We start from the raw sequence: 16,074 nt of genomic DNA, 5'->3' as shown, positions 1-16,074 counted from the left end.
CCTGCGGCTAAATGACGGGAATTTATGAAATTTAACTAACAGGAAGTGAGATAAGTTATTCTTATTCAAAAGAGCGGCAAAAAGTCGGGATAAGCTGCTGTTTTCACAGTTGAATACCCCGAATGTCATCTAGTGGTAACAGAAATGCTGCACAACCTGAGTAATTAACTCACGGGTCGGTTGAATAAATGCGGTATCAATATATTCATCGGGCTGGTGCGCCTGTTCAATCGATCCCGGCCCCAGCACCAGCGTTGGGCACAGCTGTTGGATAAACGGAGCTTCCGTACAGTAGTTGACGATTTCCGTTGGCGTACCCAGAAGTTTTTCGACCACCTGCACCAGCTGGTGATCCGGCGGGCATTCATAGCCAGGAATAGGCGGATGTAGCGGACTGACCGTCAGACGGCCCGGCCAGCGGGCACTGACCGGTGCCAGCGCTTCATTGAGCAAACCATCCAGATCGTCCAGCGTCAGTCCCGGCAGCGGGCGAATATCCATATGCAGTTCACAGCAGGCGCAAATGCGGTTAGCGGCGTCACCACCGTGGATATGGCCAAAGTTCATGGTGGGATAAGGGATAGCGAAGCCTGCATGGTGATAACGTTCTTTCAGCGTGTTACGCAAGCCCATCAATTCGGTAATAGATTCATGCATCAGTTCAATCGCGTTGACGCCACGCGAAGGGTCGCTGGAGTGGCCTGACTGCCCCTGAATCCGGATGGCGTGGGATAAATGTCCCTTGTGCGCCCGAACGGGCTTCAACGAGGTGGGTTCACCAATGATCGCGCAGTCAGGACGAATGGCGGTGCTCTCTGCAAAATATCTCGCGCCAGCCATGGTTGTTTCTTCATCTGCCGTCGCCAGGATGTAAAGCGGTCTGGAGAGCGTGGCAACATCAACGTCACGCAGGGCATCTAAAATAAACGCGAAGAAGCCTTTCATATCGGCCGTGCCCAGTCCGTACAATTTGTTGTCATGTTCAGTCAGGGTAAAGGGATCGCGCGTCCAGCGGCCATCGTCAAAGGGAACCGTATCGGTATGACCCGCCAGCAGCAGGCCACCCGCGCCACTGCCAGTTCTGGCCAGCATATTAAATTTGTGGGTCGTACCCGGTACTGCCTGGACTTCAACGGTGAAGCCCAGACTTTCAAACCAGCCAGCCAGCAAACTGATTAAAGTTTCATTACTTTGATCGAGAGCGGCATCGGTTGCGCTGATTGACGGCGTGGCAATCAGTTCACGGTAAAGCTCGATAAAAGGTGGTAATTTTGTCTTCACTGTTGGCAGTCCTTGAGTTAGGATAGTATCAATATTCATGCATTATTAGTGAATAAAAATACATTAGCGGCGTGAGGATGGAAACCGGAAACTGACCGGTAAGTTTAGCGCCCAACGCGAAGGGGCAGCAAAAAACGGCTGCAACCCGATACTTTAAGACCGTTATAAGGTAGTCAGTCTGATGTTGAATACGCTGATTGTTGGTGCCAGTGGTTATGCTGGCGTGGAGCTTGCCACTTACCTGAATCGTCATCCACAGGTGAACATAACCGCTTTAGCGGTTTCAGCGCAAAGCCCGGACGCAGGAAAATTACTCTCTGACCTTCATCCTCAACTCAAAGGTATCGTTGATCTGCCGTTACAGCCATTGAGCCAGGCGGCGGATTTTGCCGATAAAGTGGATGTGGTTTTTCTGGCTACGGCGCATGAGGTCAGTCACGATCTTGCTCCGGAGTTTCTTGCTGCCGGCTGTGTGGTGTTCGATCTTTCAGCCGCTTTTCGGGTCAACGAAGAAAGTTTCTTCACCGACTACTACGGTTTTCCTCATCAGCACCTGGACTGGCTGGAAAAAGCGGTTTATGGCCTTGCTGAATGGCAAGATGAAAAGATCAAAGAAGCGCGGTTAATCGCCGTGCCCGGCTGTTATCCGACGGCGGCGCAGCTGGCGCTGAAGCCGTTGATTGAGGCAAACCTGCTCAACCTTGATCAATGGCCGGTGATTAACGCCACGAGCGGGGTCAGCGGGGCAGGGCGCAAAGCCTCTGTCACCACCAGTTTCTGTGAAGTGAGCCTGCAACCTTACGGTATTTTCACTCATCGCCATCAGCCGGAAATTGCCGCGCATCTCGGCATTCCGGTAATTTTCACACCGCATCTGGGTAATTTCCCTCGTGGTATTCTGGCGACCACCACCTGCCGTCTGAAGCCGGGCATCACCCATGATGATGTGGCGGAAGCGTTCCACAATGCCTATCAGGATAAGCCTCTGGTGCGGGTATATGAAAAAGGTGTGCCTTCGATCAAAGGCGTGGTCGGTCTGCCGTTCTGCGATATTGGCTTTGCGGTGAAAGGGGAGCATTTGATTGTCGTCTCAGCGGAAGATAACCTGCTGAAAGGCGCATCATCGCAGGCTGTACAGTGCCTGAACATTCGTTTCGGCTTCCCGGAAACCCAGTCACTTATTTAATCCGTGAGTAATCAAATGACCAATCCATTAATTGTTAAACTTGGTGGCGTACTGCTGGACAGTGAAGAAGCGCTGGAGAAATTGTTCGGCGCACTGGTCACCTGGCGCGAATCCCATCAGCGACCGGTATTGATCGTGCATGGCGGAGGTTGCCTGGTCGATGAGCTGATGAAAAAATTATCGCTTCCGGTGAAAAAGAAAAATGGTTTGCGCGTAACGCCAGCGGACCAGATCGACATCATCACCGGCGCACTGGCAGGTACAGCGAATAAAACGCTGCTGGCCTGGTCAAAAAAACATGGCATTGATGCGGTCGGTTTGTGTCTTGGCGATGGCGGCAGCGTCAACGTTGAGCAGTTCGATGAAGAACTGGGTCACGTTGGTCAGGCCACCCCGGGTTCGCCACGGCTGATTACCACGCTGTTGTCGGCCGGTTTCCTGCCCGTGATTAGCTCCATCGGCATCACTATTGATGGCAAACTGATGAACGTCAATGCTGACCAGGCTGCAACGGCGCTGGCGTCAACGCTGGGCGCAGACCTGATTCTGCTCTCCGATGTCAGCGGTATTCTTGATGGCAAAGGCCAGCGGATAGAAGAGATGACGGCGGCAAAAGCGGAACAGCTGATTGCCCAGGGCATTATTACCGACGGTATGATTGTTAAAGTGAATGCTGCCCTCGACGCAGCCCGCACCCTGGGACGTCCGGTGGACATCGCCAGCTGGCGTCATGCTGAACAGTTACCAACCCTATTTAACGGCGTGTCCATCGGCACCCGTATCCTCGCTTAACCGGTTCAAGGAAAAGACAATGCAAGACAAAAGCATCAAAAAAATCGTTCTGGCTTACTCCGGCGGTCTGGATACCTCTGCCATTATTCCGTGGCTGAAAGAGAACTACGGCGGTTGTGAAGTGGTTGCGTTTGTGGCGGATATCGGCCAGGAGCGTGGCGATCTGGAAGGTGTTGAGCAGAAAGCCCTTCAGTCAGGCGCATCTGAATGCCATGTGGTCGATCTGCGTGAAGAGTTCATCAGTGAATATGTCTATCCGGTGCTGCAAACGGGCGCACTGTATGAAGGCACTTATCTGCTGGGAACCTCAATGGCGCGTCCGGTTATCGCTAAAGCACAGGTTGAGCTGGCGCTGAAAGTGGGTGCTGATGCGTTGTGCCACGGTGCAACCGGTAAAGGTAATGACCAGGTGCGTTTTGAAACCACTTACACCGCGCTGGCACCGCAGTTGAAAGTCGTCGCGCCGTGGCGTGAGTGGAACCTGCGTTCCCGTGAAGCGCTGCTGGCTTACCTGAAAGAGCGTAATATTCCCACCACGGCCTCACTGGAAAAAATCTACAGCCGTGATGAAAACGCCTGGCACATCTCCACCGAAGGTGGCGTGCTGGAAAGCCCGTGGAATGCCCCGAATAAAGACTGCTGGGTGTGGACCGTTGATCCACTGGAAGCACCTGACCAGCCAGAGCAGGTTACGGTCACCGTGGAGAAGGGCTGCGTGGTGGCGGTGAATGGCGAATCATTATCCCCATTCCAGTGTCTGGAAAAACTGAACGTGATTGGTGCGAAACACGGTGTTGGTCGCGTTGATATCGTGGAAAACCGTCTGGTCGGGATTAAATCCCGTGGCTGCTACGAAACCCCCGGCGGCACCATCATGGTTAACGCGCTGCGTGCGGTTGAGCAATTAGTTCTGGATCGTGACAGCTTCAAATGGCGTGAGCAGCTGGGCCATGAGATGTCTTACGTCGTGTACGATGGCCGCTGGTTTGCGCCGCTGCGTAAATCCATCCAGGCTGCGGCCCAGTCGCTGGCCACAGAAGTAAATGGTGAAGTGGTGCTGCAACTGTATAAAGGTCAGGTCACCGCCATTCAGAAGAAATCGGCTAACAGCCTCTATTCAGAAGAGTTCGCCACCTTCGGTGAAGACGAGGTTTACGATCACCGTCATGCGGGCGGCTTTATCCGTCTGTTCTCTCTCTCTTCACGCATCCGTGCGCTGAACGAGAAGAAATAAGCCGTCTGACAGAGCGGCGATTCCGCCGCTCTCACTGTTACGCTAAGCAACATCAATATTAATTTCCGAAATCAAGGGAGCACTGACATGGCACTTTGGGGTGGACGGTTTACTCAGGCAGCAGACCAACGTTTCAAACAGTTTAACGATTCGCTGCGCTTCGATTATCGTCTGGCAGAGCAGGATATCGTCGGGTCTGTTGCCTGGTCCAAAGCGCTGGTCACAGTCAATGTTCTGACCTCTGAGGAGCAGCAGCAACTGGAAAGCGCACTGAATGTGCTGCTGGAAGAAGTGCGTGCCAATCCACAGCAGATCCTCGAAAGCGACGCAGAAGATATCCACAGCTACGTCGAAGGCCGTCTGATTGAAAAGGTCGGGGCTCTGGGCAAAAAACTGCATACCGGGCGCAGCCGTAACGATCAGGTTGCGACCGATCTGAAACTCTGGTGTAAAGCCCAGGTCAGCGAATTGCTGATGGCTTTGCGTCAGCTGCAACAAGCGCTGGTGGTTACCGCCGAAGCAAACCAGGATGCGGTAATGCCTGGCTATACCCATCTTCAGCGCGCCCAGCCGGTGACGTTTGCCCACTGGTGTCTGGCCTATGTTGAGATGCTGGCCCGTGATGAAAGCCGTCTTGAAGATGCGTTGCAGCGCCTCGATGTCAGCCCATTAGGTTGCGGTGCGCTGGCCGGAACAGCCTATGAGATTGACCGTGAGCAACTGGCGGGCTGGCTGGGCTTTGCCTCTGCCACCCGCAACAGCCTGGATACGGTTTCTGACCGTGATCACGTGCTTGAGCTGCTCTCGGATGCGTCTATCAGTATGGTTCACCTGTCTCGCTTCGCTGAAGACCTGATTTTCTTTAATACCGGTGAGTCCGGGTTTGTTGAGCTGTCCGACCGAGTGACTTCGGGTTCTTCGTTGATGCCTCAGAAGAAAAACCCGGATGCGCTGGAGCTGATTCGCGGTAAATGTGGCCGCGTTCAGGGGGCACTGACCGGCATGATGATGACGTTGAAAGGTCTGCCGCTGGCTTACAACAAAGATATGCAGGAAGACAAAGAGGGCTTGTTTGATGCGCTGGACAGCTGGTCTGACTGTCTGCATATGGCGGTGTTGGTGCTTGACGGTATTCAGGTGAAACGTCCGCGTTGCCAGGAGGCCGCAGAGCAGGGCTACGCCAATGCGACTGAACTGGCCGACTACCTGGTGGCGAAGGGCGTTCCGTTCCGTGAGGCCCACCATATCGTTGGTGAAGTGGTGGTTGCGGCAATCAATCAGGGTGTGGCGCTGGAAGCGCTGGCGCTGTCAGAGCTGCAAACCTTCAGCAACGTGATTGGCGAAGATGTCTATCCGATTCTGTCATTGCAGTCCTGTCTCGATAAACGCAATGCTAAAGGTGGCGTGGCGCCGGGTCAGGTTCGGTTTGCTATCGAACAGGCCAGACAACGGCTGGCCTGATACAGCAGTGAGCTTTACTTATCATATGGCGGTCGCCTGAACGGGCTGGTTAAAGGATCCATGTTTTCATGGATCCTTTTTGTTTTCAGTGCAATCGCCTTTCTGTGGTGATCTTCATTATTTTTATCCGCCCTTGATAGGGTTAATCGTTGATTGCTATCCTATCTATCGCCGCGAACTATCGTGGTCCGGAGGAATAAAATGAACATTCGTGATCTTGAGTATCTGGTTTCACTGGCTGAGCACCGGCATTTTCGCCGGGCAGCGGACGCCTGCCACGTCAGCCAGCCCACCCTGAGTGGCCAGATCCGCAAGCTGGAAGATGAACTGGGTGTGATGCTGCTGGAGCGAACCAGTCGTAAGGTATTATTTACGCAGGCCGGGTTACTGCTGGTGGACCAGGCTCGTACCATCCTGCGTGAAGTTAAAGTGTTGAAAGAGATGGCCAGCCAGCAGGGAGAAGCCATGTCCGGGCCGCTGCATATCGGATTGATCCCGACGGTCGGACCCTACCTGTTGCCGCAGATTGTGCCCATGCTGCACCAGACATTCCCTAAACTGGAAATGTATCTGCATGAGGCTCAGACTCTGCAACTGCTGGCCCAGTTGGACAGCGGTAAGCTGGACTGTGCCATCCTCGCACTGGTCAAAGAGTCGGAAGCCTTTATTGAAGTCCCGCTGTTTGATGAACCAATGCGTCTGGCGATTTATCAGGACCACCCGTGGCACGATCGCGACCGCGTACCGATGTCTGACCTCGCCGGTGAGAAGTTGCTGATGCTGGAAGATGGTCACTGCCTGCGCGATCAGGCGATGGGTTTCTGCTTTCAGGCTGGTGCTGATGAAGATACGCATTTCCGGGCGACCAGCCTCGAAACGCTGCGTAATATGGTCGCCGCAGGCAGCGGTATTACCCTGCTGCCTGCCCTGGCGGTGCCGAAAGAGCGCACGCGTGATGGTATTTGCTATCTGCCGTGTTACAAGCCGGAACCTCAGCGAACCATTGCGCTGGTTTATCGTCCCGGTTCGCCGTTGCGCAGTCGCTATGAGCAACTGGCAGAGGTTATTCGCGAACACATGCAGAGCTACATGACCAGCCGCTTAAAACAGCCGGTTTAAGCCGTTTAACGCGGCAACGCGATAGGCTTCAGCCATCGTTGGATAGTTAAAGGTGGTATTCACGAAATATTCAATCGTGTTGCCACCGTTTTTCTGCTCCATGATTGCCTGACCAATATGAATGATTTCCGCTGCGCGTTCACCGAAGCAGTGAATTCCCAGAATTTCTTTGGTTTCACGATGGAAAAGAATCTTCAGGCTGCCCACGTTCATCCCCACGATCTGCGCCCGTGCAAGATGTTTGAACTGCGCCCGTCCGACTTCATAAGGGACTTTCATCGCCGTCAGCTGCTGTTCGGTTTTACCGACGGAGCTGATCTCCGGAATGGTATAAATTCCGGTGGGTATATCCTCGATAAGATGAGCATTGGCTTCACCTTTGATCAGCGCCTGAGCGGCGATGCGGCCCTGATCGTAAGCAGCTGAAGCAAGGCTGGGATAACCAATGACGTCCCCCACTGCATAGATATGCGGCTGTGCCGTCTGGTACATGCTGTTGACCTTCAGCAAGCCACGACTGTCTGCTTCCAGTCCGATATTTTCCAGCGACAGTGAATCGGTGTTTCCGGTGCGGCCATTAGCGTAGAGCAGGCAGTCAGCTTTGACTTTTTTGCCGGACTTCAGGTGCATGATGACCCCATCGCTGACGCCTTCGATTTTTTCATACTCTTCGTTATGGCGGATAACCACGCCGCTGTTCCAGAAGTGATATGAAAGTGAATCTGAAATTTCCTGATCGAGAAAGGCCAGCAGATGATCGCGGGTGTTAATCAAATCGACTTTGACATTGAGGCCACGGAAAATTGAGGCATATTCACAGCCAATGACGCCGGCTCCGTAAATAATCACATGCCCCGGTTCGTGGTGCAGATTGAGAATTGAGTCGCTGTCGTAAACACGTGGATGGGTAAAATCCACATCGGCAGGACGGTAGGGACGGGAGCCACAGGCGATGACAAATTTTGCAGCGGTCAGACGTTCGGCAGTGCCATCATGGGTGATTATCTCAATGGTATTGGCATCAATAAATCGTGCATCACCCTGATACAACTCACAGCGATTACGCTCATAAAAGCCCTGCCGCATCCGCGTTTGCTGACTGATAACACTTTCAGTGTGGTTAAGAATGTCTGCAAAGGAAGAGCGCAAAAGGCGGGTATGGTCGCTGTAGAGAGGGTTTTGATTAAACTCGATAATGCGACTGACGGCGTGACGGAGTGCTTTTGAAGGGATGGTTCCCCAGTGGGTACAACCGCCGCCAATATTGTGATAACGCTCGATAACCGCGATGCGTGCGCCCTGTTTCACCAGACCCATTGCAGCACCTTCACCGCCGGGGCCTGAACCAATCACAATAGCATCGTAATCATAAGACTGTTGCATGCCAATACGTCCTGGTTATTATACAATTTTACAACGATATTCTAACATCTCACCTGACTGGTGCCCAATTCTAACCACTTATTTTGTTATCATTTGACAAAGTGTGGGATTAACAGGCCGTCACAAAGTTGGCAGCACTGTACGCTGAAATTTTGATATAGTGCCTTTCCGGCAGTTAAAACAGGCACAAACATGGGCGTCAGAGCGCAGCAAAAAGAACGGACACGGCGTTCGCTGATTGAAGCGGCATTTAGTCAGCTTAGTGCCGAACGCAGCTTTGCCAGCCTGAGCCTGCGGGAAGTTGCACGCGAAGCCGGGATTGCTCCAACGTCATTCTATCGTCACTTTCGTGATGTAGATGAATTAGGGCTGACAATGGTCGATGAAAGTGGCCTGATGTTGCGCCAGCTGATGCGCCAGGCGCGTCAGCGCATTGCCAGGGGGGGCAGCGTAATACGTACTTCCGTTGCCACCTTTATGGAGTTTATAGGTGACAATCCCAATGCTTTCCGTCTGCTGCTACGGGAGCGTTCCGGCACATCTGCTGCCTTTCGTGCGGCCGTTGCCCGTGAGATACAACACTTTATCGCCGAACTGGCGGATTATCTTGAGATTGAAAACCGTATGCCGCGTAGCTTTACGGAAGCGCAGGCTGAAGCGATGGTCATCATTGTTTTTAACGCCGGGGCCGAAGCGCTGGATATTGATGCTGACCAGCGTCGCCAGTTGGAAGAACGACTGGTGCTGCAACTGCGGATGATTTCGAAAGGCGCTTACTACTGGTATCGACGTGAACAGGAGAGACTGGCGGGCACGCTGGAATCTCAGGATTAAAGGACGGTGAAATGAAACTGGCTACTGGACGCGACAGAGGGACTCTGTTGCTGGCATTCCTCACCGGATTGTCGATTAACGGAACGTTTTCGGTACTGTTCAGTTCGCTGGTGCCGTTTTCTTTGTTCCCTCTGATTGCACTTGGGCTGTCGGCCTGGTGTCTGCATCAGTGCTACCTTAATCGTTCCATGCCTGATGGGATGCCCTCTATTGCCGCCGCGTTTTTTCTGTTAGGCATTTTGCTGTACAGCGCGATTGTGCGGGCGGAATATCCTGCTCTTGGGTCAAATTTTGTGCCCACCCTTTTAATGGTGGCGCTGGTATTCTGGATAGGACTGAAACTCAGATCGCGCAAGAGCGAGTAACAAAGGGTGGCCGGTTTCGCCACCCTGGGTGCTTAGCGACGAACCAGCAGCACACCGCATTCCATATGGTGTGTGTAAGGGAACTGGTCGAACAGAGCCAGCCGGGCAACCTGATGTGTCGTGGAGAGCGTAGCCAGATTTTCACACAGTGTCTGTGGATTGCAGGAGATGTACAGAATCCGTGGATAGGCCTGTACCATTCTGACCGTTTCGGCATCCAGTCCGCTACGTGGAGGATCGATAAAAATCGTTTCGCACTGGTAGCTGCTTAAATCGATACCTTCCAGCCGGTTAAATGTCCGTTCACCGTTCATTGCCTGGGTAAATTCTTCCGCTGCCATGCGAATTATTTGCACATTTTCAATGTTGTTGACGGCGATATTGTACTGCGCTGAGGCAACAGAAGGTTTGGCGATTTCGGTCGCCAGCACCCGTCTGAAATTGCGCGCCAGCGCTAATGAGAAATTACCGTTGCCACAATAGAGTTCCAGCAGATCACCCCTGGCGTCTTTTGTCACCTCCAGCGCCCATTCCAGCATCTGAATATTCATCGCCGCATTAGGCTGGGTAAAGCTGTTTTCCACCTGACGGTAAGTGATCTCCTGCCCCGCGACCGGCAAACATTCATCGACAAAATCGCGATCCAGGCAGATTTTAGTTTTCGTCGCCCGGCCGATCAGATGCAGGTCAAAGCCCTGAGCACGTAGCGTATCGCGCAGGATGACAGCCGCCTGCTGCCACTCTTCTGTCAATGTGCGGTGATAAAGCAGAGTGATAAGGACCTGATTGCTCATGGTGGAGAGGTAATCAACCTGAAACAGTTTATGGCGCAGCAGAGGGTTGTCCCGTAGAGCATCTATCAGCAGAGGCATCAGCTGATTGATTAATTCGCTGGCCGCCGGAAAGCTGTCCACTCGGATGCGCTGGCGGGTATGTTGATCGAAGATAATGTGATAAAGATCATCGCCATCATGCCATACCCGAAATTCCGCTCGCATACGATAATGGCTGACCGGGGAACGAAACACTTCAGTCTCAGGCGCGTCAAACGGCGCCATCAGGGCATTCAGACGAACTACCTTCTGCTGGAGTTGTGCATCGTATTGTTCCGTTGGCAGCTGTTCGGGCGTCATGGTCATTCCTCGGTTAATGGCCTTTTGTGCCCGGCGCATTGTAGGGATTCAGCACGCAATGTCCAGCGTTGTCAGGTCGTGAAGGGGCCGCTCAGGCGGATACCTGGATTTATCCTGATTTTAAACATAAGATGCCCCCGTTTTGCCGCTACATCACTATGGGCTTCATTGCAGCGTCGGAGCTGACACAATGCGGCGTGGGATTGCTCCCGGGCACTTTAGTTAGGACAGCAGCGCTTTTATTCTTTGTGATGCTGACACAATACTGCCGGGATATCCGCCGCATTTCACACGATTATCCTGTGCTATTTGTTATGTGCCTGCGGCATCCTGCATGATTTTTTGGGCGTTTATTCAGAATGATAACCAATAAAAACAGACCGCTGGCATTCAGCATGTCGGCTATTTTCCTCTGGACGCAGCACGGTTTTGCGCAGAATACAGATAATACGCTGGTCACTACGGCTAATCGTTTTGCCCAACCCGTTTCTTCCGTGCTTGCTCCGACGACGGTCGTCACCCGTGAGCAGATTGACCGCTGGCAGTCAAAGAGCCTGGCGGACGTGATGCGCCGTTTACCCGGCGTGGATATTGCGCAAAATGGTGGTCTGGGCCAGCAAAGTTCACTGTTTATTCGCGGTACTAACTCCAGCCATGTACTGGTGCTGATAGATGGTATTCGCCTGAATCAGGCGGGAATCAGTGGTTCGTCCGACCTGAGCCAAATCCCAGTTTCACTGGTGCAGCGCATTGAATATGTTCGAGGCGCACGTTCTGCTGTTTACGGCTCTGATGCGATTGGCGGCGTGGTGAATATTATTACCGGGCGCGACAAGCCGGGAACTACGCTGACCGCAGGATCCGGATCGCATGGCTACCAGTCTTATGATGGCACCACGCAGCAGACACCTGGTACAGATACTCGCATAACGCTCGCCGGTAACTACACCTACACCAAAGGTTATGATGTGGTGGCTAATTTGCCAGATATCTATGGCGATCCCGCACAGAAAGATCGTGACGGCTTTATGAGCAAGACACTTTATGGTCTGGTCGAACACCAGTTTAATGACGAATTAAGTGGTTTTGTCCGGGGCTATGGTTACGACAATCGTACCGCTTACGATGGGTCGTTGAGCTTCAGTGTGCCGGGTGCGCTGGTGGATACCCGCCAGCTGTATAGTCAGAGTTGGGACACGGGGCTGCGCTTTAATCGTGACAGTTATTCATCCCAACTGATTGCCAGCTACAGCCACACTAAAGATTATAATTATGACCCACGGCTGGGTCGTGATGTCGTTCCTGCGACACTGGATGATGTGCAGCAGTACAATCTGCAATGGGGGAATACCGTTGCGCTTGACTCCGGCACGGTCAGTGCAGGTGTTGACTGGCAGAGGCAAACCTCCCGGCCAAACACCAACTACGTCAGTGAAGGTCAGGAACAGCGTAATACCGGTATTTATGCCACCACTCAGCAGAAACTGGGATCGGTGACCCTGGAAGGCGCAGTAAGGGGTGATGATAATAATGCCTTCGGCTGGCACAACACCTGGCAGACCAGCGCCGCATGGGAGTTTGTCGATGACTACAGTCTGTTTGCATCGTATGGCACGGCATTTAAGGCACCGAATCTGAGCCAGGTATACAGCGCGAACTACGGTAACCGCGATCTCGCCCCGGAAAAAAGTCAGCAGTGGGAAGGCGGTTTTGCAGGTCTGACCGGCCTCGTCAATTGGCGTCTGTCTGGCTATCGTAATGATATTGATGACCTTATCGACAGCGATCCAAACACATTCCGTTATTACAATATCAGCAAAGCGACTATTAAAGGAGTGGAAGCGACGGCTTCGTTTGACACCGGCCCGGTCAGCCACTCCCTCTCTTATGACTATGTCGATGCGCGTGACGGCAACACCAACGAAGTTCTGCTGCGCCGTGCCAGGCAGCAGTTGAAGTATCAGCTCGATTACACCATCTGTGATGTTGACTGGTCAGTCAGCTATCAATATCTTGGCGATCGTTATGACAAGGATTACAACTCAGATTACACGGCCCGAACTGTAAAACTGGGAGGTGTCAGCCTGTGGGATCTGGCTGTTTCGTATCCACTCACATCTCAGCTAACCGTTCGTGGTAGAATAGCTAACCTGTTCGATAAAGATTACGAGACAGTTTATGGCTATCAAACTCCGGGAAGGGAGTATTACCTCAGCGGCAGCTACACCTTCTGAAGAACGACCCACGGTACTGGTGTTTGACTCCGGTGTTGGTGGGCTTTCTGTCTATGATGAAATCCGGCAGCTATTGCCGGATCTTCATTATCTGTACGTCTTCGATAATGTGGCTTTTCCTTACGGTGAGAAAAGTGAAGAGTTTATTGTTGAGCGCGTCCTGCAAATTGTTGATGCAGTCACCCGCCGCTACCCGCTGGCACTGGTGGTTATCGCCTGTAATTCCGCCAGTACCGTTACTCTTCCTGCCTTGCGTCAACGCTTCAACTTTCCCGTTGTTGGTGTCGTACCTGCGATCAAACCGGCGGCACGTCTCACCCGTAACGGTGTTGTGGGACTCCTTGCCACTCGTGGCACGGTGAAGCGACCTTATACACATGAACTGGTATCGCGTTTTGCCGGAGAGTGTAAAACAGAAATGCTCGGCTCGGCGGAGCTGGTTGAGCTGGCGGAGGCTAAATTGCAGGGTAAACCAGTGCCCCTGGATGAGCTGAGGCGTATCCTGCAACCCTGGCTGAAAATGAAAGAACCGCCGGACACGGTTGTGCTTGGTTGTACACATTTTCCTTTACTAAATGATGAGCTGAGTCAGGTACTGCCTCCGGGGACCCGGCTGGTTGATTCTGCTGCTGCCATTGCCCGTCGCACCGCCTGGCTGTTAGAAAATGAAGCGCCTGAGGCTAAGTCAGCCGAGAGCAATCTGGTGTTTTGCATGGATATCACAGAGCGTGTAGTGCAATTAATGCCCGTTTTAAGGCGTTATGGCTTCGAACGGCTTGAAAAACTATCACTTTATGGCGCTGATGAGTGAAAAAACAGCGATCAAAATTTTTTTTGCAGATAGCGCTTGTCAGCTCTCAGAAACTCCCTATAATGCGCCACCACTGACACGGAACAGCGGCTGAGAAGCCGGCGGGTCAGGAGGTTCAGCAACGCTGAGCCGCCGGAGAAAACCTCTTAAAAAAGAAGTTGACTCTGAAGGAGGAGAGCGTAATATACGCCACCTCGCAACAGCAGCAGCGCTGCCGGTTGCACCGCTCTTTAACAATTTATCAGACAATCTGTGTGAGCACTCACAGGATTGATATCCGCATCTTAGGATGCAAAAAAATATCAAGCCTCAGAGTGAACACGTAATTCATTACGGTTTTTCCTGAGCACCGCTTCACGAGTTGAAGCAAATCAGACTTTTAATTGAAGAGTTTGATCATGGCTCAGATTGAACGCTGGCGGCAGGCCTAACACATGCAAGTCGAACGGTAGCACAGGGGAGCTTGCTCCCCGGGTGACGAGTGGCGGACGGGTGAGTAATGTCTGGGAAACTGCCCGATGGAGGGGGATAACTACTGGAAACGGTAGCTAATACCGCATAACGTCGCAAGACCAAAGTGGGGGACCTTCGGGCCTCACACCATCGGATGTGCCCAGATGGGATTAGCTAGTTGGTGAGGTAACGGCTCACCAAGGCGACGATCCCTAGCTGGTCTGAGAGGATGACCAGCCACACTGGAACTGAGACACGGTCCAGACTCCTACGGGAGGCAGCAGTGGGGAATATTGCACAATGGGCGCAAGCCTGATGCAGCCATGCCGCGTGTATGAAGAAGGCCTTCGGGTTGTAAAGTACTTTCAGCGGGGAGGAAGGGAGTGGAGTTAATAACTTCATTCATTGACGTTACCCGCAGAAGAAGCACCGGCTAACTCCGTGCCAGCAGCCGCGGTAATACGGAGGGTGCAAGCGTTAATCGGAATTACTGGGCGTAAAGCGCACGCAGGCGGTCTGTTAAGTCAGATGTGAAATCCCCGGGCTTAACCTGGGAACTGCATTTGAAACTGGCAGGCTTGAGTCTTGTAGAGGGGGGTAGAATTCCAGGTGTAGCGGTGAAATGCGTAGAGATCTGGAGGAATACCGGTGGCGAAGGCGGCCCCCTGGACAAAGACTGACGCTCAGGTGCGAAAGCGTGGGGAGCAAACAGGATTAGATACCCTGGTAGTCCACGCCGTAAACGATGTCGATTTGGAGGTTGTGCCCTTGAGGCGTGGCTTCCGTAGCTAACGCGTTAAATCGACCGCCTGGGGAGTACGGCCGCAAGGTTAAAACTCAAATGAATTGACGGGGGCCCGCACAAGCGGTGGAGCATGTGGTTTAATTCGATGCAACGCGAAGAACCTTACCTGGCCTTGACATCCACGGAAGACCCCAGAGATGGGGTTGTGCCTTCGGGAACCGTGAGACAGGTGCTGCATGGCTGTCGTCAGCTCGTGTTGTGAAATGTTGGGTTAAGTCCCGCAACGAGCGCAACCCTTATCCTTTGTTGCCATCGGTTCGGCCGGGAACTCAAAGGAGACTGCCGGTGATAAACCGGAGGAAGGTGGGGATGACGTCAAGTCATCATGGCCCTTACGGCCAGGGCTACACACGTGCTACAATGGCGCATACAAAGAGAAGCGACCTCGCGAGAGCAAGCGGACCTCATAAAGTGCGTCGTAGTCCGGATCGGAGTCTGCAACTCGACTCCGTGAAGTCGGAATCGCTAGTAATCGTGGATCAGAATGCCACGGTGAATACGTTCCCGGGCCTTGTACACACCGCCCGTCACACCATGGGAGTGGGTTGCAAAAGAAGTAGGTAGCTTAACCTTCGGGAGGGCGCTTACCACTTTGTGATTCATGACTGGGGTGAAGTCGTAACAAGGTAACCGTAGGGGAACCTGCGGTTGGATCACCTCCTTACCTGAAGATACCTTCCCGTGCAGTACTCACACAGATTGTCTGATAGAAAAGTAATGAGCAGGACGGCTGCGAAGTCGAGACACCTTTGTGTCCCCTTCGTCTAGCGGTTAGGACTCCGCCCTTTCACGGCGGCAACAGGGGTTCGAATCCCCTAGGGGACGCCACCTGCCTGGTGACAGGTGAAAGATGTCTCCGCCCGTATCTCAGAGCTGATTTACCGCAAGGTGAATCGGTTATGAGATACATGCTCTTTAACAATCCGGAACAAGCTGAAAATTTGAAACGACATGTTGTGGTCATTCTCCGTAATAAGAATGGC

The 16,074-nt window shown here is 52.8% G+C and carries 12 protein-coding genes, 1 tRNA gene and 1 rRNA gene; 11 read left to right on the top strand and 3 right to left on the bottom strand.

Annotation, left to right across the window (positions count from 1 at the left end; translation table 11 throughout):
• Positions 1–129 precede the first annotated feature (129 nt).
• Positions 130–1,281: an acetylornithine deacetylase gene (gene argE / locus AC3RPL_RS17940; protein WP_490741028.1), complete on the bottom strand. Its 1,152-nt coding sequence runs from the start codon at positions 1,279–1,281 to the stop codon at positions 130–132.
• A 181-nt stretch (positions 1,282–1,462) separates the two neighbouring features.
• On the opposite strand from argE, the gene argC reads away from it, so the two are divergent.
• The 5 genes from argC to oxyR all read left to right on the top strand — a co-directional run bounded on the left by argC (position 1,463) and on the right by oxyR (position 7,073).
• Positions 1,463–2,467: an N-acetyl-gamma-glutamyl-phosphate reductase gene (gene argC / locus AC3RPL_RS17935; RefSeq protein WP_034935289.1), complete on the top strand. Its 1,005-nt coding sequence runs from the start codon at positions 1,463–1,465 to the stop codon at positions 2,465–2,467.
• A 15-nt stretch (positions 2,468–2,482) separates the two neighbouring features.
• Entirely contained in the window at positions 2,483–3,259 is a 777-nt protein-coding gene (gene argB / locus AC3RPL_RS17930; protein ID WP_034935291.1) for an acetylglutamate kinase, read from the top strand.
• A 19-nt stretch (positions 3,260–3,278) separates the two neighbouring features.
• Entirely contained in the window at positions 3,279–4,493 is a 1,215-nt protein-coding gene (locus AC3RPL_RS17925) for an argininosuccinate synthase (protein ID WP_034935294.1), read from the top strand.
• An 87-nt stretch (positions 4,494–4,580) separates the two neighbouring features.
• A complete protein-coding gene (gene argH / locus AC3RPL_RS17920) occupies positions 4,581–5,954 on the top strand; it encodes an argininosuccinate lyase (RefSeq protein WP_490741027.1) in 1,374 nt (457 codons plus the stop codon).
• Between the two features lie 201 nt (positions 5,955–6,155).
• On the top strand, positions 6,156–7,073 hold the full coding sequence (oxyR, locus tag AC3RPL_RS17915) for a DNA-binding transcriptional regulator OxyR (protein ID WP_034935299.1): 918 nt from the start codon (positions 6,156–6,158) through the stop codon (positions 7,071–7,073).
• On the opposite strand, the gene sthA is transcribed toward oxyR, so the two are convergent.
• A complete protein-coding gene (gene sthA / locus AC3RPL_RS17910; RefSeq protein ID WP_490741026.1) occupies positions 7,056–8,456 on the bottom strand; it encodes a Si-specific NAD(P)(+) transhydrogenase in 1,401 nt (466 codons plus the stop codon). The genes oxyR and sthA overlap by 18 nt on opposite strands.
• 192 nt (positions 8,457–8,648) lie before the next feature.
• Here sthA and fabR point away from each other — a divergent pair, with 192 nt between their 5' ends.
• Positions 8,649–9,290 (top strand): HTH-type transcriptional repressor FabR, encoded by a 642-nt coding sequence (gene fabR / locus AC3RPL_RS17905; protein ID WP_034935304.1) that lies wholly within the window; start codon positions 8,649–8,651, stop codon positions 9,288–9,290.
• Positions 9,291–9,301: 11 nt separating this feature from the next.
• Complete coding sequence (locus tag AC3RPL_RS17900) at positions 9,302–9,655, top strand: YijD family membrane protein (protein WP_490741025.1); 354 nt, start codon at positions 9,302–9,304, stop codon at positions 9,653–9,655.
• Positions 9,656–9,687: 32 nt separating this feature from the next.
• On the opposite strand, the gene trmA is transcribed toward AC3RPL_RS17900, so the two are convergent.
• On the bottom strand, positions 9,688–10,788 hold the full coding sequence (trmA, locus tag AC3RPL_RS17895) for a tRNA (uridine(54)-C5)-methyltransferase TrmA (RefSeq protein ID WP_490741024.1): 1,101 nt from the start codon (positions 10,786–10,788) through the stop codon (positions 9,688–9,690).
• A gap of 359 nt (positions 10,789–11,147) precedes the next feature.
• On the opposite strand from trmA, the gene btuB reads away from it, so the two are divergent.
• From btuB to AC3RPL_RS17875, 4 genes are all read left to right on the top strand, one after another.
• Positions 11,148–13,022: a TonB-dependent vitamin B12 receptor BtuB gene (gene btuB / locus AC3RPL_RS17890; protein ID WP_490741023.1), complete on the top strand. Its 1,875-nt coding sequence runs from the start codon at positions 11,148–11,150 to the stop codon at positions 13,020–13,022.
• Positions 12,967–13,833, top strand: a complete 867-nt coding sequence (gene murI / locus AC3RPL_RS17885) for a glutamate racemase (RefSeq protein WP_034935312.1) — start codon at positions 12,967–12,969, stop codon at positions 13,831–13,833. The genes btuB and murI overlap by 56 nt, the downstream gene beginning before the upstream one ends.
• 380 nt (positions 13,834–14,213) lie before the next feature.
• A 16S ribosomal RNA gene (locus AC3RPL_RS17880) occupies positions 14,214–15,755 on the top strand.
• Positions 15,756–15,844: 89 nt separating this feature from the next.
• Positions 15,845–15,919 (top strand) — tRNA-Glu (locus AC3RPL_RS17875).
• Positions 15,920–16,074: the final 155 nt, after the last annotated feature.

This window comes from Erwinia papayae (assembly GCF_058241465.1).
Note: the sequence above shows the minus strand (reverse complement) of the source record. Positions and strands in the feature narration are given on the sequence as shown.

Bases quoted from the DNA above. Each gene is read 5' to 3' on its own strand.
- argC (WP_034935289.1), top strand. From the start codon at position 1,463: ATGTTGAATACGCTGATTGTTGGTGCCAGTGGTTATGCTGGCGTGGAG.
- argB (WP_034935291.1), top strand. From the start codon at position 2,483: ATGACCAATCCATTAATTGTTAAACTTGGTGGCGTACTGCTGGACAGT.
- AC3RPL_RS17925 (WP_034935294.1), top strand. From the start codon at position 3,279: ATGCAAGACAAAAGCATCAAAAAAATCGTTCTGGCTTACTCCGGCGGT.
- argH (WP_490741027.1), top strand. From the start codon at position 4,581: ATGGCACTTTGGGGTGGACGGTTTACTCAGGCAGCAGACCAACGTTTC.
- oxyR (WP_034935299.1), top strand. From the start codon at position 6,156: ATGAACATTCGTGATCTTGAGTATCTGGTTTCACTGGCTGAGCACCGG.
- sthA (WP_490741026.1), bottom strand. From the start codon at position 8,456: ATGCAACAGTCTTATGATTACGATGCTATTGTGATTGGTTCAGGCCCC.
- fabR (WP_034935304.1), top strand. From the start codon at position 8,649: ATGGGCGTCAGAGCGCAGCAAAAAGAACGGACACGGCGTTCGCTGATT.
- AC3RPL_RS17900 (WP_490741025.1), top strand. From the start codon at position 9,302: ATGAAACTGGCTACTGGACGCGACAGAGGGACTCTGTTGCTGGCATTC.
- trmA (WP_490741024.1), bottom strand. From the start codon at position 10,788: ATGACGCCCGAACAGCTGCCAACGGAACAATACGATGCACAACTCCAG.
- btuB (WP_490741023.1), top strand. From the start codon at position 11,148: ATGATAACCAATAAAAACAGACCGCTGGCATTCAGCATGTCGGCTATT.
- murI (WP_034935312.1), top strand. From the start codon at position 12,967: ATGGCTATCAAACTCCGGGAAGGGAGTATTACCTCAGCGGCAGCTACA.